General features: G+C 58.3%; 17 protein-coding genes. 4 read left to right on the top strand and 13 right to left on the bottom strand.

The features are described from left to right. Nucleotide 1: 1 nt before the first annotated feature. The 11 genes from ACA048_RS13625 to ACA048_RS13575 all read right to left on the bottom strand — a co-directional run bounded on the left by ACA048_RS13625 (nucleotide 2) and on the right by ACA048_RS13575 (nucleotide 14,593). The gene (locus ACA048_RS13625; protein WP_497629586.1) at nucleotides 2-388 is read right to left on the bottom strand and encodes a cupin domain-containing protein; all 387 of its coding nucleotides are present in this window, start codon (nucleotides 386-388) and stop codon (nucleotides 2-4) included. Between the two features lie 26 nt (nucleotides 389-414). Continuing rightward, nucleotides 415-897, bottom strand: coding sequence for a hypothetical protein (locus tag ACA048_RS13620; RefSeq protein ID WP_497629584.1), 483 nt, complete (start codon nucleotides 895-897; stop codon nucleotides 415-417). Between the two features lie 17 nt (nucleotides 898-914). Continuing rightward, the gene (locus ACA048_RS13615; protein ID WP_497629583.1) at nucleotides 915-3,353 is read right to left on the bottom strand and encodes an efflux RND transporter permease subunit; all 2,439 of its coding nucleotides are present in this window, start codon (nucleotides 3,351-3,353) and stop codon (nucleotides 915-917) included. A gap of 35 nt (nucleotides 3,354-3,388) precedes the next feature. Continuing rightward, nucleotides 3,389-4,447, bottom strand: a complete 1,059-nt coding sequence (locus ACA048_RS13610; RefSeq protein ID WP_497629582.1) for a WD40/YVTN/BNR-like repeat-containing protein — start codon at nucleotides 4,445-4,447, stop codon at nucleotides 3,389-3,391. A 77-nt stretch (nucleotides 4,448-4,524) separates the two neighbouring features. Further along, nucleotides 4,525-5,886: a DUF1329 domain-containing protein gene (locus ACA048_RS13605; RefSeq protein ID WP_497629580.1), complete on the bottom strand. Its 1,362-nt coding sequence runs from the start codon at nucleotides 5,884-5,886 to the stop codon at nucleotides 4,525-4,527. Nucleotides 5,887-5,919: 33 nt separating this feature from the next. Then, nucleotides 5,920-7,749 (bottom strand): DUF1302 domain-containing protein, encoded by a 1,830-nt coding sequence (locus ACA048_RS13600; RefSeq protein WP_497629579.1) that lies wholly within the window; start codon nucleotides 7,747-7,749, stop codon nucleotides 5,920-5,922. 68 nt (nucleotides 7,750-7,817) lie between these two features. Next, on the bottom strand, nucleotides 7,818-8,981 hold the full coding sequence (locus ACA048_RS13595) for a thiolase C-terminal domain-containing protein (RefSeq protein ID WP_497629578.1): 1,164 nt from the start codon (nucleotides 8,979-8,981) through the stop codon (nucleotides 7,818-7,820). A gap of 167 nt (nucleotides 8,982-9,148) precedes the next feature. Continuing rightward, on the bottom strand, nucleotides 9,149-11,815 hold the full coding sequence (locus ACA048_RS13590) for a LuxR C-terminal-related transcriptional regulator (RefSeq protein ID WP_497629577.1): 2,667 nt from the start codon (nucleotides 11,813-11,815) through the stop codon (nucleotides 9,149-9,151). A gap of 51 nt (nucleotides 11,816-11,866) precedes the next feature. Further along, the gene (locus tag ACA048_RS13585) at nucleotides 11,867-12,088 is read right to left on the bottom strand and encodes a hypothetical protein (protein WP_497629576.1); all 222 of its coding nucleotides are present in this window, start codon (nucleotides 12,086-12,088) and stop codon (nucleotides 11,867-11,869) included. Nucleotides 12,089-12,432: 344 nt separating this feature from the next. Beyond that, nucleotides 12,433-12,915 (bottom strand): outer membrane protein transport protein, encoded by a 483-nt coding sequence (locus ACA048_RS13580; protein WP_497629575.1) that lies wholly within the window; start codon nucleotides 12,913-12,915, stop codon nucleotides 12,433-12,435. A 250-nt stretch (nucleotides 12,916-13,165) separates the two neighbouring features. Then, nucleotides 13,166-14,593: a DUF1254 domain-containing protein gene (locus ACA048_RS13575; protein ID WP_497629574.1), complete on the bottom strand. Its 1,428-nt coding sequence runs from the start codon at nucleotides 14,591-14,593 to the stop codon at nucleotides 13,166-13,168. 268 nt (nucleotides 14,594-14,861) lie between these two features. Here ACA048_RS13575 and ACA048_RS13570 point away from each other — a divergent pair, with 268 nt between their 5' ends. After that, nucleotides 14,862-15,770 carry a LysR family transcriptional regulator gene (locus tag ACA048_RS13570; protein WP_497629858.1) on the top strand — a complete coding sequence of 303 codons (909 nt, stop codon included), beginning with the start codon at nucleotides 14,862-14,864 and terminating at the stop codon, nucleotides 15,768-15,770. Nucleotides 15,771-15,779: 9 nt separating this feature from the next. Here ACA048_RS13570 and ACA048_RS13565 read toward each other — a convergent pair whose 3' ends face one another. Next, a complete protein-coding gene (locus tag ACA048_RS13565) occupies nucleotides 15,780-16,034 on the bottom strand; it encodes a hypothetical protein (RefSeq protein ID WP_007947642.1) in 255 nt (84 codons plus the stop codon). Nucleotides 16,035-16,199: 165 nt separating this feature from the next. Between ACA048_RS13565 and ACA048_RS13560 the strand changes: the two genes are divergently transcribed. Continuing rightward, a complete protein-coding gene (locus tag ACA048_RS13560; RefSeq protein WP_497629573.1) occupies nucleotides 16,200-16,517 on the top strand; it encodes an ElaB/YgaM/YqjD family protein in 318 nt (105 codons plus the stop codon). Between the two features lie 72 nt (nucleotides 16,518-16,589). Here ACA048_RS13560 and ACA048_RS13555 read toward each other — a convergent pair whose 3' ends face one another. Then, entirely contained in the window at nucleotides 16,590-17,630 is a 1,041-nt protein-coding gene (locus tag ACA048_RS13555; protein ID WP_497629571.1) for an Ldh family oxidoreductase, read from the bottom strand. Nucleotides 17,631-17,855: 225 nt separating this feature from the next. Between ACA048_RS13555 and ACA048_RS13550 the strand changes: the two genes are divergently transcribed. Both ACA048_RS13550 and ACA048_RS13545 read left to right on the top strand, forming a co-directional pair. Further along, nucleotides 17,856-22,706 carry a dermonecrotic toxin domain-containing protein gene (locus tag ACA048_RS13550; RefSeq protein WP_497629570.1) on the top strand — a complete coding sequence of 1,617 codons (4,851 nt, stop codon included), beginning with the start codon at nucleotides 17,856-17,858 and terminating at the stop codon, nucleotides 22,704-22,706. Nucleotides 22,707-22,802: 96 nt separating this feature from the next. Then, a complete protein-coding gene (locus tag ACA048_RS13545) occupies nucleotides 22,803-23,804 on the top strand; it encodes a FecR family protein (protein WP_497629569.1) in 1,002 nt (333 codons plus the stop codon). Nucleotides 23,805-23,854: the final 50 nt, after the last annotated feature.

Here is a 23,854-nt window from a genome sequence, read left to right as displayed (position 1 = left end):
GTCAGCCCCTCGCATCAATATCGGTGGTGGCGGAGAAGAAGCTTTTGCGCGCCGTGGCTGACTTCACATGCCAGATGACAGTGGCACCTTTGCGAATAAACCAGCTGCGGCCATCACCGCCGATATAGGTAGCGCTTTGGCCAGATTGATCGGTGATTTCAAGTTCACCTTCGATCAACGTTGCCAGCTCGCTGAAGGGATACGTGTAACTGAAGCGGCCTTTAGTGACCTCAAACAAGCCGGCGGTCAATGGTGACTCCGGGCCGCCGACATCGAAACGGGCGTACAACTTTACGATGGAGGCAGACAGTGTCTTGCCGCCCAAGTCCTCGGGTGTACCGATGTAATTGAGCTCATCAATACTGTTGGAGGTTGAATAGATAATCATGGAAGCTCCTTTGTTCTATTTATTCTTCAAGGCTTGGGCAAGGGATAGCGCAACTCCCTGACCATTTCATCCAGAGACCCTGCGGACTCACCTTCACTTTCCATTGCCAGCCATTTCAAGATTGCGGCCTCGTGGCGAACCATTGACTCGGTAACGTCGCGGTCTTCTTCAGGGCAAATGCGGGCTATTTCTTCAAAGCGCGCCAGGAATGCTTCCACGGTGGGCTTAATCGCAGAGGCAAATTCCTGCAGGCTGTTCATCGCCTTGTAAACACCGACAATGGCCTCGATTTCACCCGAATCCGGGTTCTCGCTCAGGGGCATGCCGTAGCGGACCAGGAATGGGCGTAGTCGCGCTTTTGTTTCTGTTTCAAGTTGCAGCAACGTACTGAAGTGATATTGATCGCGTTTATTTTTTGCGACTTCAATCAGTGCGAGGGCGAGCGCTTCGCCGAATACTTCACTCTCGTGTAATTCTTTAATCCATGTTGGATAGACCAGATTGTTCATTTGGTTTTTTCCTTATTTTAATGAACGCGGCGCAGCAGGAAGTGCGAGAGCGCAGGAATCAATACCAGTGCTCCGACCATATTCCAGACAAACATGAAGGTCAGCAGGATGCCCATATCGGCCTGGAATTTGATCGGCGACCAGGCCCAGGTAATGACGCCTGCTGCCAACGTGATCCCGACCAGCGCCACCACTTTGCCGGTGAACGCGACGGAGTTTTTGTAGGCTTCGGTCAAGGACAGACCGGCACGTTGTTGCGCCAGTTGCACGCTCAACAGATACAACGCGTAATCCACGCCAATCCCCACACCGAGCGCAATCACCGGCAAGGTGGCCACTTTGACGCCCATGCCCAGCCACACCATCAGCGCTTCGCAGAGAATCGACGTCAGCATCAGTGGCACCACCGCCACTACCACCGCGCGCCAGCTGCGGAAGGTGATGAAGCACAGCACGATCACCGCGCCGTACACGTAGAACAGCATGGTGCGGTTGGCCTCGCGCACGACGATGTTGGTCGCGGCTTCGATCCCCGCGCTACCGGCGGCCAGCATGAACTGGCGATCGTCGTTGCTGTGTTCGCGGGCGAACTGGTCGGCCACCTTGACCACGTGATCGAGGGTTTCGGCCTTGTGGTCCGAGAGGTAGGCGATCACCGGCATCATCGAGCAATCGCTGTTGAACAGTTCCGGGTTGTTCACCGAGGCCTGCTGCGCGCCGTAATTGAGCACATTCTGATTACGGGCGATGGTCAGCATTTTCGGGTTGCCCTCATAGGAACCCGCCGTGATCTGCCGCACCGCATTGACCAGCGAAACGGTGGTCTGCACGCCCGGTTGTTGTTGCAGCAACCAGCCGAGGCGGTCTGCTTCCACCAGGGTTTCGTACTTCAGGCAGCCTTCGCTGGGCGTTTTGACCATCACCGCAAACTGATCGCTGGACAGCGAATAGTTGGCGGTGATGTAAGCGTTGTCGCGGTTGTAGCGCGAATCCGCACGCAGCTCCGGTGCGCCCGGGTCGAGGTCGCCGATCTTCAGGTGCGTGCTGACCATGAACCCACCGACCGCCAGCAACCCGGCAACCACCACCGCCACCGTCGCCCAACGTCGTTCGGTAAAGCGGTCAAGCAGACTCCACAGACTGCCCAGCCCTTTGCCTTTCAATTCCTCGTTTTCCTGGCGCAAACTGCGCGCCGCCGCCTTCGGGCTCACGCCCCAATAGGACAGCAGCACCGGCAACAGCACCAGGTTGGTGAAGATCAATACCGCCACACCAATGCTTGCGGTGACGGCCAGATCCTGGATCACCGGGATGTCGATCAGCATCAGCACCGCAAAGCCCACCGCATCGGCCAGCAACGCGGTCAGGCCGGCGAGGAACAAGCGGCGGAAGGTGTAACGCGCGGCGACCAGTTGATGGGTGCCGCGTCCGACGTCCTGCATGATCCCGTTCATTTTCTGCGCGCCGTGGGACACGCCGATGGCGAACACCAGAAACGGCACCAGGATCGAAAACGGATCAAGTGCGTAGCCGAACAAGGTGATCAAACCCAGTTGCCAGACCACGGCCACCACCGAGCACAGAATCACCAGCGCGGTGCTGCGCACACAACGGGTGAAGGCATAAATGATGGCGGTGGCAATCAGCGCGGCCCCGCCGAAGTACAGCATGATCAGCAGCAGGCCATCGATCAGATCGCCCACCAGTTTGGCGAAACCAATGACGCGGATCTTGAGCGGGCCTTTGCCCTCTTCGCCCGCCTTGTGTTCCGCGCTGGAGCCTGCAAATTCAAACTTGTTGCGCAGCTGTTCTTCGAGCAGGCGCGAGAACTGGTGATAGTCGATGGCCGCGCCCGTGACCGGGTCTTTCTCCAGCAGCGGCACCACGATCATGCTCGATTTGAAGTTGTTGCCGACCAGACTGCCGATGATCCCGGAGCGGGCGATGTTCAGGCGCAGTTGCTCGACACCTGAAGCCGAGCCGTCGTAAGAGTCCGGCATCACCGGGCCGCCACGGAAGCCCTCTTCCGTCACTTCGGTCCAGCGCACGGCTGGCGTCCACAACGATTTCATCCACGCCCGGTCCACGCCAGGCGTCAGAAACAAGGCGTCGTTGACCTGTTTGAGTACGTCGAGGTATTTCGGGTCGTAGATATCGCCGTTGGTGTTCTCCACCACCACCCGCACCGTATTGCCCAGCCCGCGCAGTGACTGGCGATTTTCCAGGTAGTTTTTGATGTACGGCTGACTCTGCGGAATCATCTTTTCGAAGCTGGCATTGAGCGTCAGCCGGGTGACGGCGAAATAGCTCAGCAATAGCGTGACGAGCAGGCAGGTCAGGACCACCAGCAGGCGGTTATTGAAAATCAGGCGTTCCAGGAAATTGCCGGAGCGTGCATCGAAGCCCTTGAGCTCTCGGATCACCGGCATCGTATCGAGGTTGTAGTTATTACCCATGACGTGGCTCGTCTCTTTTTATTGTGTGAGTGGGCTTATTCGAAGGGCAACTGACGCAAGCCCTGCGCGCCCGCGACCACTACAGAGCCTGCCCCGACGTCTTGCGCAGCGGCGGCGGGCCCCAGGCGTTGTTGTGGCTTTTGCGTGAAGCTTGCACCATCGTCGGCGCTCACCAGCACGTGGCCGGCCTGACTGACCAGAATGATTCGACCCTCTGCCGTGACCGTGCTCGCGGTGATGCTTGAGGACAGGCCCAGCTCCACTTTGTCCCAGTTCGATCCGTAATCGACACTGCGGTACACATTGCCGCGCAGGCCATAAACGAGCACGACGCCCGGTTTGCCCGTAATGCCGAAAAAGCTGCCGCTGTAGGGCGTCGCGACGTTGACGAAGCGTTGCGTGGCCGGGTCCAGTTTCAACACCAGGCCTTGCTCGCCGACAATGAACAGTTCATCGCCAATGGCCCGCATTCCGTAGAAGTTCAGTGCGCCCGGATTGTCGGTGCGGTCCATCAAGGGCAGCCACGTCCGGCCGCCATCGTCGGTGCGGAAAATCAGGTTGAACGCGCCGACCACGTAGCCAGTTTTCTCGCTGGCAAACCACACGTCCAGAAAGGGTTTATCCGCCCCTTCATCGATCATTCGTTGAGCGTCAGCCAATAACGCCTCGTCCGGCGCCGCTTGCTGCTGATAGTGTTCGAGCATGATCTGCCCGACCTGACGGCCATCGAGCTGGCGCGTCCAGGTTTTGCCATTGTCGTCGCTGTGCAACACAACGCCGTCGTGTCCCACTGCCCAACCCTGAGTCGGCGTCGGGAACTGCACGGCCACCAGGTCGGAACTCACGGGCACTTGCGCCTGATGCCAGCGGACACCGTTGTCATCGGAGTAAAAAATGTGACCGCGCTGCCCCACGGCGACCAGGCGTTTACCCGCCGTGGCCAATCCGGTGAACATCCCGTGAACGGCTTTTTCACTCTGAATCGCCGGACTCGACAGCGGATCGACAAACTCCGCGGCGAACACCGCTCGGGTAAATGGCACGGCCAATGCCACGCCGAGCGCTGCCAGCGTTATCCATCTAAATGCATTCATAAGGTTTACTCGGCAAAAAAAGCCGCCGAACAGTGCAAGGCACACTGTCGGCGACAAAAAACACCTGCGGTTATGGCTTAGCGAATACCGGTGCCAGCCAATGACTCGGGTGCCCACAGCGCTTTCGAAAGCGGGTCGATGTACTTGACGCCGCCATACGGACCGTAGATGCCGGTGATGTTGTAGCTGCCGGAAACGAAGTCATAAATCATGTGGTTGTCGGAGTTCGGAGCCTGCACGTCATAGCTGTAAGCCAGGTGAGCAAAGGAACCGCGGTACAACTTGCCGCTGGCGTCATATTCATCCGAAGCCAGGGCGATCCAGCTGTCTTCGTCGAGGTAGAAGGTGCGCTTGCTGTAGATGTGGCGTTTGCCCGGTTTCAGCGTGGCTTCGACCACCCACACGCGATGCAGCTCCCAGCGCGTCAGGTCAGGATTGACGAAGTGCGGCGTGGTGATGTCCGCCGCTACCTTGTGATAGTTCAGCTTGTAGGTGTTGTACGGAACGATCATTTCCTTCTTGCCGACCAGCTTGAAGTCGTAACGGTCCATGGCACCGTTGAACACCCAGGCATCGTCATAAGTCGAGGCGCCGGCCGAGCCAGGGTTCGGCGTGTCGTAGGCGATGTCCGGCGCAAGTTTCACGCGGCGCTGACCCGGCAGGTATTGCCAGCCCCGACGCTCCATTTTCAGCGGGTTGACCGCATCCTGCACCAGGATGGCTTCGCCTGCGCGACGGGCCGGCGCCTGGTAGTAGAGTTTGGTCTTGAAGAACAGATCGGTCTCTTTCGCCGGCTCCGTACGCTTCGGATCGTAGAGCGGGTATTCGAGGTAGGCGTTACCGGACGTAGCCAGAATCGCCGTGCCGGAACCGTCGACGTTCCAGGAGTCGTATTTGAAGTTGGTGGCGTAACCCTGATAGCGCAGCAGGTGGTTCCACATGGCCTCATAGCCATCTTTCGGGATCGGGAACGGTACGCCCGGCAGCGCGTTTTCAAGGGCTACACCACCCTCGAGGGTTTTGGTGCCGACCGCGTTTTTCGCGGTGTTATCCAGCAGGCGCTGCGGCAGTGCGACACTGCGATGGGTCGGGAACACATCGACCCGGAATGTCGGATAACGCTTGAGCAACTCTTGTGTGCTCGCGGTCAGTTTGTCGGCGAATTGACCGACGTTTTTACCGTCGACAACTGCACGTGGCTTGTCAGCCTCGAAAGGGTCCGGACGGAAGGAGCTGCCGGTCTGGAAACTGGCCGGCGGTGTGGTGATACCACCGGTGTAGGCCGGAATGGTGTTGTCGGCGTTGCCGGCCTTCTCCGCGCCGACCGCGGTCAGGCTGCTGCCCAGTTTTGCCGCTTCATCGGGGGAAACGGCTGCGTGGGCCGCGCCTGCGATGGCAACGGTCAAGGCAGTGAATAAAAGCGTGTTGACGAACTTCATGGAGTGACTCCTGCTATCAAGCAAAGACTTCGATCAAATGGTCGTTTTAAAGGTAAACGTGACCATGCCCCGATCCTTGAGCTGAGATGGCGTGCCGCCGAAAGCAGTGGTCTGCCCCGGTACACAGTTGTATTGACCATTGGCCCCGGGTGCGGCGCCCGCGCCTTGTGCACCCGCGCTACCGGCGGAATCGCAGGTGTCGAACGGACCAAAGTTGTCTACGTACTTCAGGTCAAACCGGTACTGGTTGTGCACATCCATGCCAACGCCCACCGAGTAGCTGCCTGAATCCTTGTTACCCCCCAATTGAACAGCAGAGTTGCCTGATAACCCGACGTTGTAGGTGGCCGGCAAGTACATATCGATGCCGGGGAACACCTGGTACCAGGTCGGGTTGAAGTTGACCCCCAGGACGTAGTTGTCCTTGGTGACCTTGTCGACACCGTGATACCAATCTTCGCCCTTGAACAACTGCTTGTTTTCCGTCACGTCCAGCCAGCGGCTATAGGCAAGCTCAACCAGCAAGGTCGAGCTGTCCCACACCGGGGTCGCACCGAAAGTGGTCAAGCCGTTGACGACGGCATGCACGGTGTTGCCGCGAGCCACGCCGTTTTCACCGTCGAAACTGCTGATAAAGCCCGGCAAACCGGCAGCGCCTGCCGCTGGGTTGACGGTGCCCGGCACACTGGCCAATGGCATGTTGTGGCGGTAGTTCAAGTCGACGCCGACGCTGACACCTTCGATGTTTTTCGACAGGCTGAGGCCATAAACATCGATATCGTCGACGTAGAACTGGTTGTAGCTGCCGATGTTGCCGGAGATCAGTTGCGCCGGACCGACCGCTGTGGGTTGCAACACCAGGTTGGGCAAGATGTCGGAGGTTTTGCGGTAGTAGACACCTAGCGTGCCCTCCAGCCACTCCGGACTCCACTTGGTCATCAGGCCGAAGTCACCCTGGTTGTCCGGGGTATAGGTGTGGCCGTTGTTGAGCCTCAAGAATTGATTGGCGCCCAACGGACCTGGCGTGCCGAAACGAGGATTTTGTGCAACAATCAACGACAGATTATGCCCGCCATTTTGAATGCCATCGTTGAACCCCAGGTAAGTACCCGACTCCGGCAGTCGCGCCGCGTTCCAATCCAGGAAGTATTGCGCGGCGACGGTCAGCTCCGGGTTAAGCGTGAAGCTGGCGGACAACTGGTTGCGCGGGATGAACAGCTCTTTGGCTTCTGTTCCGGGTACAGCCAACGCCTTGGAAATATCCAGGCCAGACTGGCCGTAACTGTTGCCGTGAGCAAAGGCGAGAATGGTTTCGCCCCAGTAAACAGTGTGCTTGCCCAGCTTGCCGCTGAGCAGCGATTCATCGCCGACTTCCGTACTGCCAAACACGAAGGCATCGAGAATTTCCGAAGACGGCCCGTTGTAGTAACGATCGGCATAACCACTCTGGTGACGGGAGTCCGGCCGGCCACTGTTGAGCTGGTTGGTCGACGCGTTATCGCTGCCGATGTCGTCATAGGCGTGGTCGTACCAGGAATTCGCGCTGACCCGGAAACCAGCCTTCTGTTTGTAAACCACGTCCAACTCGGACAGCACATCCAGCCGCTGAGCAACCGGACTGCCGGAAGAGAAGTTGCGATCCCCGTCGTTGTTGTTCCACGAATTAGCCAGCTTGCTGTTGGGCGACTCCACCCGTTGGGCGTAGTTGAACTTCACCGTGTTGTCGAAGCGCACCGCAAAGTCTTCATTCCCGGTGTTGATCTCGACGGCCTGCACGGGCGCGATGCCCAGGCCGGTGAGAATGGCGGAAGTCAACAAGCACTTGTGAAGGTTTGCATGGCAGATCTTATTATTTTTGTTCATCAAACGTGCCACCTGCTCTATGGTTTACGAAAAGTCATGGGTTACATCACGGCGCACTGAGCCTCCTCTCACGTGCGCTGCAAAATGGTGATCGACACCGCCCGGCCCAAAGCGGTGCTGTGCTGGAGCGCCGTGCGGGCTCCCGCAATTTGCCGCCCGTCAGCCATGTCGCGCAGTTGCCAGACCAGCTCAACCAGTTGCGCAAGTCCAGTGGCCCCTGGAGCGTGTCCGCGTCCCAGCAAGCCACCCGACGGATTCACTGCATTCTTCTGCCCCTTCAAGGGGCCGTGGAGTTGCACAAAACGGTCGATGTCGTCTTCCCGGCAAAAGCCCAGTGCGGCACTGCTGATCATGAAGTCACCGACGCTTTGGTCATGCAGTTCAGCCACGTCGATATCTTCCGCGGCGAGTCCCGCTTGCTGATAGGCCTGCAGCGCCACACGCCGAGTGGTCGCCCGCCCCAGCACATCCAGCACGCAACCCGATTCCTGCTCCGAGGTGCTGTCACTGCCCCTGGCGCTCGCCAGCACGGTGATGTCCGCCCGGGCGCCGAAACGCTGAGCGAAGGCCGGGGTGCAGATCACGACCGCCGCCGCACCGCAGGCCGGTGGGGACAGATAAGGCGGGAGCCAGCCGTCGCGATCCGGCACACGGTTCAATACGGCGTACGGATTGAGTCCGGCCTGAATTCGCGCCCGCTCCAACACGTGGTCGAAGCTGTTTTCGGCAACGCCCAGCCGCGTCAGCAACCAACTGGTTTGGGCCGCGAACAGCAACGCCGGTTGCCGTCGACGCTCGATAAAAGCGCTGGCACTGTCACCCTGTCCGACCATAGGCGACTCATCGCGAGCAAGCTCTTTCAAGCCGAAGAACTCACGATTGGAAATGCGCGCTGGCATGCACTCGACACCCACTACCAACACACACTCAGCCTGGCCGCACAACACGCTGTTGCGGGCCAACTGAAACGCGCTGCTGGCGGAGGCACAACCCTCGGCGAGACTGAAAACCGGCACACCGGAGTAGCCAATCTGCGACAACATCTGCTCGGCGATACCGGATTCACCGTGGACGCAGGCAGTAAACACTTGGTCGACCAGGTCATAGTCGATTCGCGCATCAGCCAGCGCCGCACAAATGGCCTGTCCCGCCAACGCTGCATGACTGTCACAGCCACCCAGCGGCAGAAACGGCGCCATTCCCGCGCCGGCGATCAGCACTCTTTCAGACATAAACCCTGCTCCCCACCAACCGATGCGCGTCGCGCTCTTGTTGGGGCCAGACTATGGCGAAGCCGAACAGCACAACCCCCCATTGACAGGGGGGGGCGACCGGAAATCAGATGCGGGGTGGGATTGAACGATGAGCCGAACGGATCACCCTCAATCGTGGATGGGCATCAGCCCGCTGTTTCGAGAATCCCCAGCATGTACGCACGCGCGACAACATGCTGCCGGGTACCCGCCTGGAATTTTCCAAACAGGTTTTTCAGGTGCCACTTCACCGTTTCCTCGCCGACATTCAGGGCCAGGGCGATTTGCTTGTTGGAAAGATTACGGGCCAATAGCTGCAATACCTCACGCTCCTTAGGCGTGAGTAGCCTGCTGGGAGAGACGCTTGATGTCGCGGACTCCGGGCGTGGAACGGGTGCGGGTACAGCTGCCGCCGCGACTGGCTGGACAATTTCACGCTTGAGCGTCTGCACCCATTTGACCAGATTCGGGTGGGTGTCCTGCACCACGCGCTGCATACCGTACTCTTGCGCAAGGCTGACTGCCTCCAGCAAAGAGGCCGCCCCATCCTCGCCTGTCGCCTTGAGCGCCAGGGCTCTGAGCAGTTTGATTTGCACAATGTCCCGGCCACGGCGCAGGTGCTCGGCGGTGGCTCTGACCTTGTCCAGCACCACAAGCATGGCCTGCCAGTCACGCATGGCCAGCAGGGAATACGCGTTTGCCACGCCTGCCAGCAACGCCAGTTCCGGGCCGAGCAAACCTGATTCTTCGCGGGCATTGACCGGCAAGACAGCGTCGAGGCGTAGCCACAATGCCTGACAGGTTTCGCCACGCCCCTGTAACGCATGCAAGCGAATCTGCTCTCCCAGCGACGCGATGCAAAACCGTGGAATGCGGCGCTCCTCCCCAAGGGAAAACAACGCCTCAAGCAGATCCTGCACGCGATGCGCCTGCCCGTGTATTGAAGCCAGGCGTGAGGCGGTGATGTAGCCCAGGACAATCGCATGCGGCGAAGTCAGTCGCTCGACCATATCCAGCCTGTTCGCCAGCACGGTACTCGCCTCCTGTACATCACCATGCTCCAGCAACACCGCGGCGAGAGTGCTTGCCAACATGACGGCCACAGGACTACGACGACCAATGTCCCGTTCGGCGCGCAACAGGCTGTCATGCAGGGACGCTTGTGCGGATTCCATCCGTCCTTCACACAAATACGATAGCCCTACTATCCACTCGCCCATCCCGCGAATGGCGTCCAGCCCCGGATTCCAGGCGTAATGCGGTGCTCGCTGGAAGATACGCCGGGCTTTCTCTGGCTGCCCCTCGAACAGGGTAAGGCGCGCAAATTGATTGGCCACAATGGCCTGGAGCTTGATCGAGAACAACGGCATTCTTTCGGCCCAAGGCGAAATCAGCGCCAGTGACTCGTCTGGTCGATCACCAAAATAGACTGCTGCGGTGGCGATGGCAGCCGCTTCACATCGCGTAGCTTCATCGGCCGACGGATGTTGTTCGATAGCGGCAATCAGCCGCGCCGCTTCTGCCTGACGCTCACCCATTGCCAAGGTCCAGGCCGCCGCCAGGCAGATGCGCGGATGCGCCATGACGTCTTCAATCCCAAGCTCTTCGACCCACTCCAGCACACGACCGAACTGCCCCAGCAACATGACTTCGTACAGGCACTCTTCAATCATGGCATAGGCCGGCCCAGTCAGACCGGCCGACAGGTATTGCCGGGCGGCCTGTTCCAGGAACCCGTTTTGTTCCAGCCAGACTGCCGCTCGTTCATGAAAACCCTGGCGTTGTTCCAGGGGCAATTTGGCAAAACGGCGCAACAAAAACTCCCGGGGCAACGGATGAACGCGCACCCAATCGCTTTCGACACTTTCGACAAATATCGGCGTCGAGACACACAGTTCTTTGAGCAAATCGGCGGAGCGCGGATTACCCGTCAACGCCAGGCATAACGAAGGCTGAACCATGTCGAGCAGCGCGATACCGGTTAAAAACTCAACCTGTTCTTGAGTAAGCCGAGCGACCAGGCTGTCGACAAAATAGCGCTGGATATCACCGGAGCATGTCGACAGTTCTTTGATCGCCGCACTCAAATCAGGACTGTTCTCCATCGCCGAAATCGCCAACTGCAAGCCGAGGGGCCAGCCTTCGGTGATCTCGTGCAAGCGCACGCAAAGGTCGGCATCGATCCTTGCGCCAAAGCGGCTACTCAATAACGCCACTGATTCGTCGACAGAAAATCTAAGTGCCGAGGTGGTGATGTTTGCATAGCGGCCCCTCGCGGCAAGGTCGGCCACTTGCAAATTCAAGCGCGCTCGGGAGGCCATGATGATGCGCAAATTGGCCGGCGCATTGTGCAGCAGGTAAGTCAGGGCATGACGGACCGTTATCTCGGGCAGGGTGTCCGCCTCATCCAGAATCAGCACCGTTTCGCTGCCCAGATCGGCGACTTCCGCCAACCATTGAGTCAGGCCTTCGAGATCGTCTCGAGCCCGTCCCGGAGCCCCTTCGAAGGCTCGGGCAAAGGTCGGGCGGCCGCTGCCAATCGCCATGGCCGTTCCCAACCCCTGGACAAACCGGCTTCCGTCATCATGCGCATCCAGCGTCAGCCAGGCCACCACGGCCCCGAGGGACAGACATTCGCGGCGCCACTGGGTCAGCAAAAAGGTCTTGCCGAAGCCTGCTGGCGCATGAACCGCGATCACCACCTTATCGGTCAGTCCCGGGGTATCGAGCGCCAGTCGACTGCGAATACGCGCAGATTTCTGGCTGCGCGGCGGTGTCGTTTTGAGGATCAGTTGGGGCGCTATATGATCCATTTTCTTTGAGGCCTTTATACAAAACGATGAAGACTCGGCGATGGACCGCCGTTATTCAAGCAACTCAGTAGCGCTGCCTATTATTTGGGGAACAGAACCGTCGACAAACTTCAGCGTACCCAGCCGTGTCTCGACGCTGCCGGGCGTGGTGATGGACTCGGGAAGGGGGGTGGTCATTTTCATCGTCGGAACGGTCTGCGCGTGAGCGAGAGCCGAGCCCAATGCCAGAGTCAACGTCGCCGCTAAACCGCTCCAGTGTCGAAATGTAGTCATGTCAGTCTCCAGTGCCAGCCATCAATGAACAGATTTACTTGAGCAAGGTCTGCAGTTCGCTGGTCATGGCCTTGATAGTCGCCTGAAATCATTCGCGGTGATCTGCTGACGGGGTTTGCAGGTCTAGAATCCTGGCGTTGTCGAACTCGCCTGACGTACGATCGCCAGACGAGGATTTCTGCTGGTCGACAGACATGTCGTCCATCCATACCGTTACCCAACTGAAGTTGAGATAGGTCTATTTGTCCAGCGCATAAGTAAGGCCGGCGGCAAAGCGCCGGGCCACCCCCATAGCCACCGAAAGTCCAGGTCGACCTGGCTGGTGCCGGGGTGCTGCGCATTGATCACGCCAACATTGACCATGTGACAAACCGGCGATGCGCGCGTTCTGGCACGAAGAAACGCCCGGACCCATCGTTGCCGTAGTGTTGCGCAAGGCCGAAATCGCCATGGGCGCCAAAGCCTACCGACCACTGATTATCGAGTTGATGACCGGCGCAGAAACTGCCACCCGGTATTGGATCGCGTACATTGCCGCTGCCGGTCCCGGGGCTGTTGGTTTCATCGTCCCTGTCGAACGACAGGTTGCCGAATAGAATCTGCGTGCCAGCCGAGATGTGAGAACCGCCCAGATAACTCAAGCCCGCGGGATTGCTGGCGATCGTCGAGGGGCCGTGTGCCCGGGCCGCGGCACCCGCATTGGCCAGCCCGGCGTTGTCCGTGGCGACCTCATACAACATGAGTCCACCGGCAACACCTCGTCCGCAGACAAGAAACGTCAGCATTCCAAGGGCAGTAACAAGCCGTGCACGTTTATTCGACTGCATGACGCCCCTCTCTAATGATGTTCAATCACTATCGATCAAGTAACAGCGCAACCGGGCTCTCATGGCGAGGTGAAAGTTGCCGATGAGTCGACATTGTCCATTTGAGCCCTGTCATGACCGCAACCCAAAAGCCAATCGTGGTTTCACCGGACAGACGGTGCAGTAGAGAGTGTCGAACCACTTCACACCCCCCCACTCAAGAGGGGGGCGGCCCAGTACATTTGAAACAAAATTTTTCTCGGTCAATGGATCAGTCGACAAGCACCAGCGGTGGCACCTGCCACTGGCCCTTGTTCATCGTGTCCTGCGGGCCGTAGATACGAAGCGCCAGGTAAATTGGACCGTCGGGCGCAGGCAGCCAGTTGTTTTCCTTGTCTTTGCCCGGAGAGTCTTTCTGGATATGAATCGTCAGCGAGCCGTCCACGTTCTTCTGCATGTTTGGCAACATTGGCGAATTGATCAGATAGCGCTGGATCGGGTTGGCTACCAGCAATTGGGTGGCGCCGTCGTACATCGTTACCGACCAGAACGCATCGGCTGGAGGTAGCTCGCCGGCAGCAAAGGTCAAGGTGTAATTGTGTTTGCTGGCGTCGAGGGTTTCGCCATCGGGCAGGGTACGGGTGAGCGCGTAGCGCGCTTCGGAGGAATCCAGGGCGTAGATACCTGCCTTGGCCACGGCCGCGCGTGCCTGCCAGTCGCCGCTGTAACGCTTGCGATCGCCACCACCCTCGGTCATCAGGGTCCAACCGTTGATGCTCTGACCGTGTTGGCTAATGCTCTGTGTGATCAACTTGTCACCGGCGGCGGCCCCAGCAGCAAGTTCCTCGCCATAGACGGCGGCAACGGTCTTGAAGTGGTCCATCTCGCCATTGCCGATACCAATGCTCGCCAACTTGTCGCGGATGGCTTTTTCTTCAGGCGCGGCGGGGGCAAAGCGCAATGCAAAGTCCAGATACGCGAAGAAATTTTTCTTGATTGAATCTTTGTCGGCTGCCGGGAAGGTGACGGCTTGAGCTGCCGGCGGCGCAGGTTCCTTCAACCAGCTCGACAGCGGTTGCACCTTGTAGCTGGCCTGGATCGCCTTGACGTTTTCAATGTCTTGTGGCGAAAACAACTGCGTGCGGTACCCGACCATCGAGAATTGTGTCGTCGAACGAAACATTTTCTTGATGCCCTTGGGCATCTCCCCTTTCCAGTCAGGACCGACCACCAGGTAATCACCGGAGACACCTGCGGTGGCAATACTGCCAATCACGCCGTAATTGTAAGTGTTGCCATCACACAGCATCAGCGAGTAGTAGCGCCCCTTTTCCACCGGCGGCACGCTTAACACGATGGGTTCGGCGCGCAAGTCCAGCCAGGCGAAGGAATAGGGAGTGTCACTGTTGGCCGTGACCACGGCCTTGTCCTCTGGGGTAAATACACGCGCAATGTTGTGCAAGTGATTGAAGGGGGCTTTGTACTGTGGCGAGTCCTTATCGACTGCGTAGGAATACATCACGCCATAATTCATTACGATGGGCAGGCCGTAGATATAGGCTTCTTCGGCGATGTTCTGGATGCGCAAGGCTTCGACGGAGTTATGCTCCTGCGCAGGCGTTTGCGCAGCGGCCAGATTGGCCAGTAGCAAGACGGTGGCAGCAAGCGCACTGCGTAGCATGGTAGGGCGATGATTCATGGTGTGTTCTCAGTGGATATGGGAAGTCGCGCTTTTTCCGACGCCGGCTCTTCAGGCGCTTGTCTGCTTGGAATCGCCGATTCCTGGTCAGATTGACTGTTTCAGGAATGGGTGCCCCCCCACTGACGAGGGGGGCGAAGAGCATTGAGGGAATATGAAGAGTGGGATTAGAAGTTCTGGGTGTCGAAGCCACTCCATTAGCATCAGGTATTGCTCATTCACCGGCGCCACAGGACTATGAATAAAACCCGAATCGCTGATGAATGATATGAACACCATGAATATCGCCTCCATTGACCTTAACTTGCTCAAAGTCTTCGAAGCGCTGCATGAAGAGTCCAGCGCCAGCCGTGCGGCCTTGCGCCTGGGCGTGACGCAATCGGCGGTCAGTGCCGCGCTGCGCAGGCTGCGCGAGGTGTATGGCGATCAGTTGTTCGTGCGCACCGGCCGTGGCCTTGCACCGACGCTCAAAGCCAACCAATTGAAACCGGTGGTCAGCGACGCCCTGAACAAATGCCGCCAGAGCCTGGCGATGGTCGATCCGGCGGCCCATCAGTATGACGGCCGCTCAGTGTCGGTGGGGATGTCGGATGACTTTGAGATCGCCTATGGCCGTCGACTCATCGAAGAAATCGCCCGCACAGCACCGAAACTGCGGCTGATTTTCCGGCAAACCCACAGCCAGATCGTCGCCCACGCATTGATGGAGCGCAGTATCGATCTGGCGATCACCGCCGGCGGATTTGCCGAACGCTTGCTCAGTCGTCAGGTGTTGGGAGAAGGCGGGTATTTGTGCCTGGTGGATCGCGCCAGCCTGACCGTAGGGCAACAGGTCATCAGCCTGGAAGAGTTCGTCACCCGCGAACACATTTTGGTGTCGTCAGGCGGTTTTATCGGCATCACCGATGAAGGGCTGGCGGCGCTTGGGCTGAGTCGTCAGGTGTGTGCGTCGACCACGCATTTTGCCGCGTTACCGCATTTGCTCAAGGGCAGTCAGGCGGTGGCGACAATTCCGGCGCATGCCGCGCAAAGCATCGCGGCGCTCAGTGGCCTGGCGCTGCTGCCCTGCCCTTTGGCCTTGCCGCGATACCCGATCGAACTGGGCTGGCGCACCAGTACCCAACTCGATCCGGTGGTACTAAAAGTTCGCGAAGCGATTGTCGCGTGTTTCGTCTGAAGTCCGGACTTACTTGTTGGCAGCCATGAGGCGGTTGACTTCACTGCGCACCATGTTGGCGAATTCCGGCGGCGACATCGCGTCGAGTTCGGCACGGACCCATTCAGCCCACTTGCCTTTGCGCTTGGCGCGCTCACCGAACAAGCGCGCGGCCTCGCCCTTGGATTTGCCCAGGTTGCTTTGCCAGAGGTCGAACAGACGGGATTTTTCATCTTCAAGCGCAGCGCGCTCGGCGAGAGGTTTGTCGGCCAGATTGAAGCTCATGGGAATTTCCTGCTGCGTAAAATAGGCGACATCTTACACTGTAGGACGAAATGTCCGACTCAGGAATTTTCCACCTCACGGGGTCAACGCGAAAATTCGCTGCAACTTTTTCGCCGACGCTAGACTCCATTGTTCACCGCCTACTTACCTGCAAGGAGTACCTCAATGGCTCGGAAAACCGCAGCACAAGTCGCCGAAGACCAATTCAAGGATTTGGCGTTCAGTGAGCTGGCAACGCTGATCGAAGAGTCGGAAAAACTGCTGACCCGCAGCGCCGCGCTGGTCGGCGAGGAAGCAGAGACCCTGCGCGAGCAAATCGCCCTGAAACTCCAGCAGGCACGGGATTCAGTCAGCAGTGTGCGTGACCGCACCAGACCCGCCGTCGATGCCACCGAAACCTACATTGGTGGTCACCCATGGCAAACCGTGGCCGTTTCCGCCGGTTTCGGGCTGGTGGTCGGGTTGTTGCTGGGTCGGCGTTAAGCAGTCCTGTTCTACATAGTAAAAAGGCGAGCCACAGGCTCGCCTTTTTCTTGCCTGCGTTTTGTACAGGCCTCAGAGCCCCGCGAGTTCTCGCAGGTTCGCCAGCGTCTCGGCGTCGAGCGCAATGCCTTGAGCACCGGACTTGGCCCGTTGCTGGTGACGGCGATCACCCGGCAGACGCTTGAGCCCCACGCCGTGCATCTGCCGCACAAGTTCCTGACTGCGCTCGGCAAAATTTTGCCCCGCGCTCTTGCTCGGGTCGATCACGATCAACAGTTGACCGGTCCAGGGCGTCTTGGCGCCCGGATGGTTCGACCAGTCAAACTCAAAAGAAAAATTGCCGCCGGTCAGCGCGGCCGCCAAGAGTTCCACCATCATCGACAAGGCGGAACCTTTGTGCCCGCCAAACGGCAGCAAGGCGCCGCCTTCGAGAATCGCTTTCGGGTCCTGTGTCGGCTGGCCAAGGCTGTCCACGCCCATGCCTGCCGGCAAGCGCTCGCCCTTGCGTGCGGCGATCTGCACATCGCCGTGGGCAATGGCGCTGGTGGCAAGGTCGAAGACAATCGGCTCGCCGCCAGCCCGAGGGGCAGCGAATGCGATCGGGTTGGTGCCGAACAACGGACGATCGGCGCCGTGCGGCACCACGCAGGTCATGCTGTTGACCACACTCAGTGCCACCAGCCCTTCGTAGGCAAAGGGTTCGACGTCTGGCCACAAGGCAGCGAAATGGTGTGAATTGCGAATCGCCAGCACCGCAATGCCGGCGCTGCGAGCCTTTTCCACCAACAGGGCGCGTGCTGCCGCCAGGGCCGGCTGGGCGAAACCATTGCCGGCATCAACCCGGACAAACCCCGAGGCTACGTCTTCAACCACCGGCACGGCCTGGCCATTGACCCAGCCGCTGTTCAGCGTCGAGACATAACCGGGAATACGGAACACACCGTGGCTGTGAGCACCGTCGCGCTCAGCACCAGCGCAATTGAGGGCCAGCGTCCGTGCGACTTCGGTAGAGGTGCCATGAAGCAGAAAAATCTGTTCGAGCAATTGAACGAGCGCATCGAAATCAAGCGTTTGGGTGTTCGAACTGACGGCCATTTCGGGCGATTCGGTCATCTGAAGCTCCAATTTTATTATTGAGTACGGGCAACAGCGTGAAGCGAAGCTGCAGGGAAACCTGAAAAGTCACCGATTAAGCGCTGCTGTACCAGCGTCCTGTCAAGCCTCAACCGCAAGATCGGCTCAAGCAATATGTACCGCACATGAGCCTTCCAGCGGCCGTACTGTTTTTCCTCGACTTAACGACTGCGGTCAATCGATCGCAGCACATCGAGGACAACCATGACTGTTCCCCCAATCCCGTTTTTTTTCGACGAGGCACAACGCGCCGCCGGTGCCCGACAGCTCGGCGACCGCGAAAAAGCGCTGGGCTTCACGCTTGATGACCTGAAATGGATCACGAACGTTTATCTGGCGACCGACACAGCCCGCACCACACAAAAAGACCCCATGGATGTTTCGCAGCTGTTGCTCAGCGTGCCGGGCAAGGACGATGTCCCACTGGCCGGCACTTTCGCCATGGGTTGCCCCCAGGATGGAGAGGTCACGCTCTACACACCATGGAAAGGCCTGACCAAATTCGCGGACATGAACGACCTCAAAAGCAAGCTCAAGGAGTGGTTGGCGTCGGACACCGGCAAGCGTGAGCTGCTGCGTTTTCTCTCCATCGAACAACGCTGCGCTTTAGCCGCCGAAACACCTGACCTGTCCACAAAAGCAATCGCAGGCGCGGTGTTCCAGGACCAGCAGTTCACCCTTGAAAGCAATCAGGCTCAGAACATCAAGACAATGATGACTGAGCTGCTCAAGATGCCGTCATTGCAATCGATGTTGGACGACGCCCTGAAAAACGCGTTGCACAAGCCGTTTCCAAAACTGGACCAACGTCTCACCCGACTGAAGAGTTTTGTCAGTACAGTTTCAGCCTTCGACGAGCAAGCCTACCAACACACGATTTCTTCGCTTTCACTGAGCGATGCCCTCCTCCATTTTTACCTGACCAACCAGTGGCCTGCGGGCGACTCCAGAGTGTTTGCCCATCCTGGGCATGTTGTCAGCAGCGACGCCGATAACCTGGCCTGGGAAAGTGCCGTAAAAGAGATCGCCCAGAGCTTTACCCCTCACTTGCACAGCCTGCTCGATGTGTTCTGGAACACCGAGATGAGCAATGGTCTTTCACGCAGGGCGTTTTTCACTGAGGGCTTGCGCGATACGTTCCACCTCAAGCTTCTGCTCCAGCGCCAGGAGGGCGTGTTGACGACGCAGGAGTACTTGCAATTGATGAATGTCAGCCTCGCACCCACGGACACTACACTACGCATCGAAAAAGTGCGGGTCTCTGCGCCTTTCAAGCATTTCGCGCAATTGGCCTCGACCTTGATGATCGGAGGTGCCGACACATTGGGGTTTTTGTACACCCCGTCCCGAGGCATAGAAGCGACTGACACGCTGTCAGCGGTCAAAAAGATCGTGTTGCAAATGCTGCAAAGCGAAGGTCACGAAGACACGCTGCTCAATTTCATGTCGCTGGATGAACGCATCACCTTTCTGGGCCTGGAGCCGGACGAGCGCCAGGTTGAAGGCGCCCCCGTCGTAGGGTCGGTGTTTGAAGAAGTCATGGCCGACATCCTGCGCAAGCAACGGGACAACCTCAGCCATGCCTTGAGCCGTTACCGGGAAAGCGAAGGCACGCTGTCCGCCCATGCCTTGCTTGATAATGCGCTGGATGTCCGTGGACTGCTCGATGATCGACTACTGACCACCGATTCAGCGGGCCGCTGGAGTACACGGGTTGACCAGCGCAGGAGTGGGCAACCGGCGACCGTACGAGCCGAATTCGCCAAAACGGAACTGGCGCTGCTCGACTCGGTTGAACAGGCACTCGATCAACTGATAAAACAGCACCCGGCCATTCCCGCAGGCCTCAACACCTTCGAGCAGTTACAAAGCCTCGTCAGTTCATCCGTGGATAACTTGCAATCGAGTTTTACCCATACCCTGTCAACCGCATTGCGCAGTGAATTCAAGCTGTGCGCGGTCACGCGCAGCCTGGACTCGACGGCTCAGGCGATCATCAAAACCGTGCTCGATAGCCCGATACACTTGCAGCGAGCCGCCTTGAACGGTTTTCTACCGGACGTGTTTGCGTTGGCATTGAAGGCCGCTGGCGCGGCAGACCCGGTGCAGCTGGCCAGTTGTTTTGTGCTGACTGAACGAGGCGGCCTGGACCCCGAGCACTCGGGCAAGGCGATTTTGTGGACGCCTGCATCGGGATTTGAAGCTTTCGAGACAGTGTCACGATTACAGGCCGTGCTCGATCATCGCCTCAAGCATGACGTTCTGCGTTTAACACTTCTGGAGAACCTTGGCCGCAGCGAGCGTTTGCCTGGTAGAAGTTATGCGCTGGCGCCCCTGCAACGGATACACGGGGATTTTTTCGATCACCTTCAAAAACCCTATGTCCATCTTGACCAGACATGCGTCACCCGCGCGCTGGCGACGCCGGTCTCCCCCGCGCTGCTGGCGGACCTTCTGAATCTGGTGTCATTACGGGCCCCGCTGACGGGGTTACGCACCGCAACGGACATTGCCCAGTCCCTGGCGACACAGGAAACACTGCCGGCATGGCTGACCCAGGCGTCCATTAAAGATCTGGTGCTGCATGGCGAATTGCTTCAGCAGTACCTTGATAACGTCAAAGATGACCAGGACTACCTGTCCGGCATACGGTCACTGCGGTGTACCGCTCACGCTGAACTTGAAAAACAGCTCAAGGCTGACGCCTTCGACATTGATCCGGACCAGGTTCTGATCCAGATCAGCGCACGCCCGACGTCACCAGCCCGGACTGAAACCCTCACCGACTTTGCATTGACGCCATTCAAGGATCTGGATCAGGCCCGGTTCACACTGCAATCACTTGATAACAGCGTGATTCCCGAAGAAATGGACGAACGCTACATCAAAGACCTGATACGAAACCTGAAACCGGGCGAGCACCAACAGAAAATACTGAGCGAAGCCCTCGCGGACACCCCCACCAACGCAGATCGCAGAACGCGGTTTTATAGACAACTGCCCTGGCAACTGATGCATTACGCCCACACCGAAAAGCTGCAGGAACGCCTGAGCGAAACGGGACTTGATCTGATCCGGCAAATCGTGGACATGCCCGACGCTATCGCCCGTGCGGCAGTCGACGGTGCCCACGCCATCATTCGCCCTCTTGAATTCCTGGGGGTCAAGAGCGCACAGACGATCAAAGTTCCGGGTGTCTACCTGATCGGTTCAAACACTGATAGCGCAGCGCCGCAAGTCCTGCTTGCGCCGCACAGCCCGCGTCACGGGATCAAGGAATATGAAAACGAAGCGCAACTGCTGACAGAGTTGAAAGCGCGGGGACCTCTGCTCGACTGGATACTCCCCCACCTGCCGCAGCCCGACCGGACACTGCTGGAATACCGGATGGCAATCTCCCATGACCGCGCCAATAGAGCGACAACGACGCTTTCCAACAATCACGTCAGCGAGGTCACACTGGCATCCAATCCAATCAAGGGGCACCTGTTCAGTCAGTTGTTCAATGACAACGCCGCGCTGTTGGGCCGATTGCTGGGTTATCAGTCGGACGACAAAAAACACAGTGAATGGGCGATCATCAAGCATGTGCTGGGCGAAGACCTCCACGAAGCCTACTCATTTTTCATGGGTAAACTCGCCTACCCTATTACGGTCTGGCGCAGTTACCGCCATATCAAGCAATCCGCCGAAGACCTTCAGACGCATAAGTGGGGCCCCGCGCTAAAAGAATTCATTAACGGTATTGCTCAGCTCGCTATGCTACGGCGATCGCCTGGGGGGCAAACGTTGGTGACTTCGACGCCACAGGTTGCTGTGCCGCAGGCCCCCGCCCGCCGAGTCAACTGGCATGACGTTGACATCACCGCTCCCGAACGCACACAGCTAAGCCGCCATGAAAGCATCGATGTCGATCTGGGATCACTGGCATCAGACTCGACGCTCGGGCTCTACACCCACCCCAAAACCAGTAAACGCTACGCAGCGGTTGAAGGAAAAGTGTATCCGGTCCACAAGCACGGCACCCGCTGGCGCATTGCAGGCACCAAAAACCGTGGCCCTGCGCTGCGCCAAAACCTGGCGAAACAATGGGTTCTGAACCGGGGAGCGACAGTACCCCACTTCAGCCTTGTCAATCGTTTGGATACCGCATTGGCGGTGTGGGGAGGCATGAACATCGACGCCAGTGGCATGCCGCGGATCCGTCGACTGTTTCCGCACAAGGCCCGTCAGATCGACGAAGCGCTGGACCAGGCCACCACCTATGCCTGGAACAGCTACCGAAACCTGCAATTGCTCAAGACTTCCGACGATTCAGTGACCCCAGTGCATCAACTCATCGCCGACTTCATGGGCGTATCGCAAGTACTGCCCGCGCATGTCGAGCATCTTGAAAAAGTCGTGACAGAGATTCTTACAGCCTTGCTGAACCCAACACTCAGAAAGCCCGATTCCAATCGCTTTGTGGTCGGCAGGGTGATTGCGGGCGCGGAGCATACATTCGCCTTCATCGTTCCCAAGGATGCGAAGAAAAAAATTCACCTGGCCGATAAATTTTTTGCGTCCAACTTCGAAAACTACCGCCAGCACCTGAGCGACGTGCAATTCCCTATCGGCGCCCATAGCAGAGCGATGACGATTATTCATGAGCTTGCACACATCGCTTGTAAAGCCGAAGACATTTCCTACCTCGACCCCGGCCGCCCATTCGCTGATCTGATTAAAACGTCCAACCCGGTTGCCAATGCCCTCAAAAACGAATTGACGACGCTTCAAAGCACCGCACTGTCGCTCAAGACCCCCTATACCCAGCTGTTCAAGGTTGAGGACCCTGATACCGGAGAATGGCAGGAATTGGGTGATTCAACTCATGAGGATACAGAACGGATGAAAGATCTTGTTTTGACGTGGACCGGCGCAGAAAACCTGAGCGGGGCCCGCCACACTTTCAAGAAAGACCCTCTGATCAGGCTGAAAGTACAGCTTGGGAACGCCGACAGCGTCGCCTGGCTGATCGGCCATCTGGGACGCGAACTGCACGTCAATACCCCCTGACCGAAAAATTAACGTGCAATTGATGGTTAATTGCCATGATGGCAGTTCTCGCAGACTTCCCCGCAAGGTTAGAATGCCGGAAATCAGGATGAGTCAATGACCGACAACTCTCTATCGCCAGCCGAGTATGACGCGATCACCGATGCCGCTGCGCATTGGTGCATGCGTCTGGATGCTGTCGACTGCACCGCCGAAGAACGGGTAGCCTTCGAACAATGGCGTGACGCTCATCCGCTGCATGCATTCGAATATGAAGTCATGCTGGAGATTTGGGAGGTTGCAGGGGATCTGCCACGTCCCGAAGTGGTCGAACCCGTTGTGCGTTTCAAACCGGCTAAATCCTGGCGCAGTGTCGGCATTGCCGCCGCCGTTTGCGCAGTGGCGTTGCCGCTCGCGGCTTTCAGCGGCTGGAACATGGGCTGGCTGCCGAATTCGTACCAGCACTTTGAAGCGAGTGACACTGTCCGTCAGGTCACCCTGAGCGACGGCAGCCAGGTAGAGCTGAACCTCGGCAGTGAGCTGACGTTCAGCAACTACAAGGATCAGCGTCGGGTGACGCTGAAAAAAGGCGAAGCGTTCTTCAGCGTCAGCCATGACACGACTCACCCTTTTATCGTCAGGGCCGCAGACGGCAGAATTCGCGTCACCGGGACCCAATTCAATGTCTGGATGTACGAAGATCAGGTTCGCGTGAGCCTGATCGAAGGCTCTGTGCTGGTCACCAGCAATGACGACCTTCCCGGCGATGGCTTACGTCTCGGCCCCGCCATGCAGGCACGCTTCAAGCACGGTGACTTCACACCACAAATCAGTCAGACCTATGCCAACGACAATTCGCTGGCTTGGCGCAGTGGCAAACTGGTCCTCGATAACCTGTCACTGACCGATGCCTTGCCGTTGATCAATCGTTACCTGAGCAAACCGGTGATGGTGGCCGATCACAGCACCGGCCAGATCCGCCTCGGCGGTGTCTACAACATCAAGGAGCTCAACAGCCTGGTGGCTTCCCTGCCCAAGGTGCTGCCGGTTTACCTGACCCGCAACAAAGACGGTAATCCGGTCCTCAATTCAATTCCGACCCAAACGCCTAAAAGCTGAAGGCCGCCACCCTGGCGGAGTGCGGCCTTCATGTCGGGGCCAGGTGTCTT

The sequence above is a fragment of the Pseudomonas sp. LBUM1659 genome, from assembly GCF_059716045.1.
Note: the sequence above shows the minus strand (reverse complement) of the source record. Positions and strands in the feature narration are given on the sequence as shown.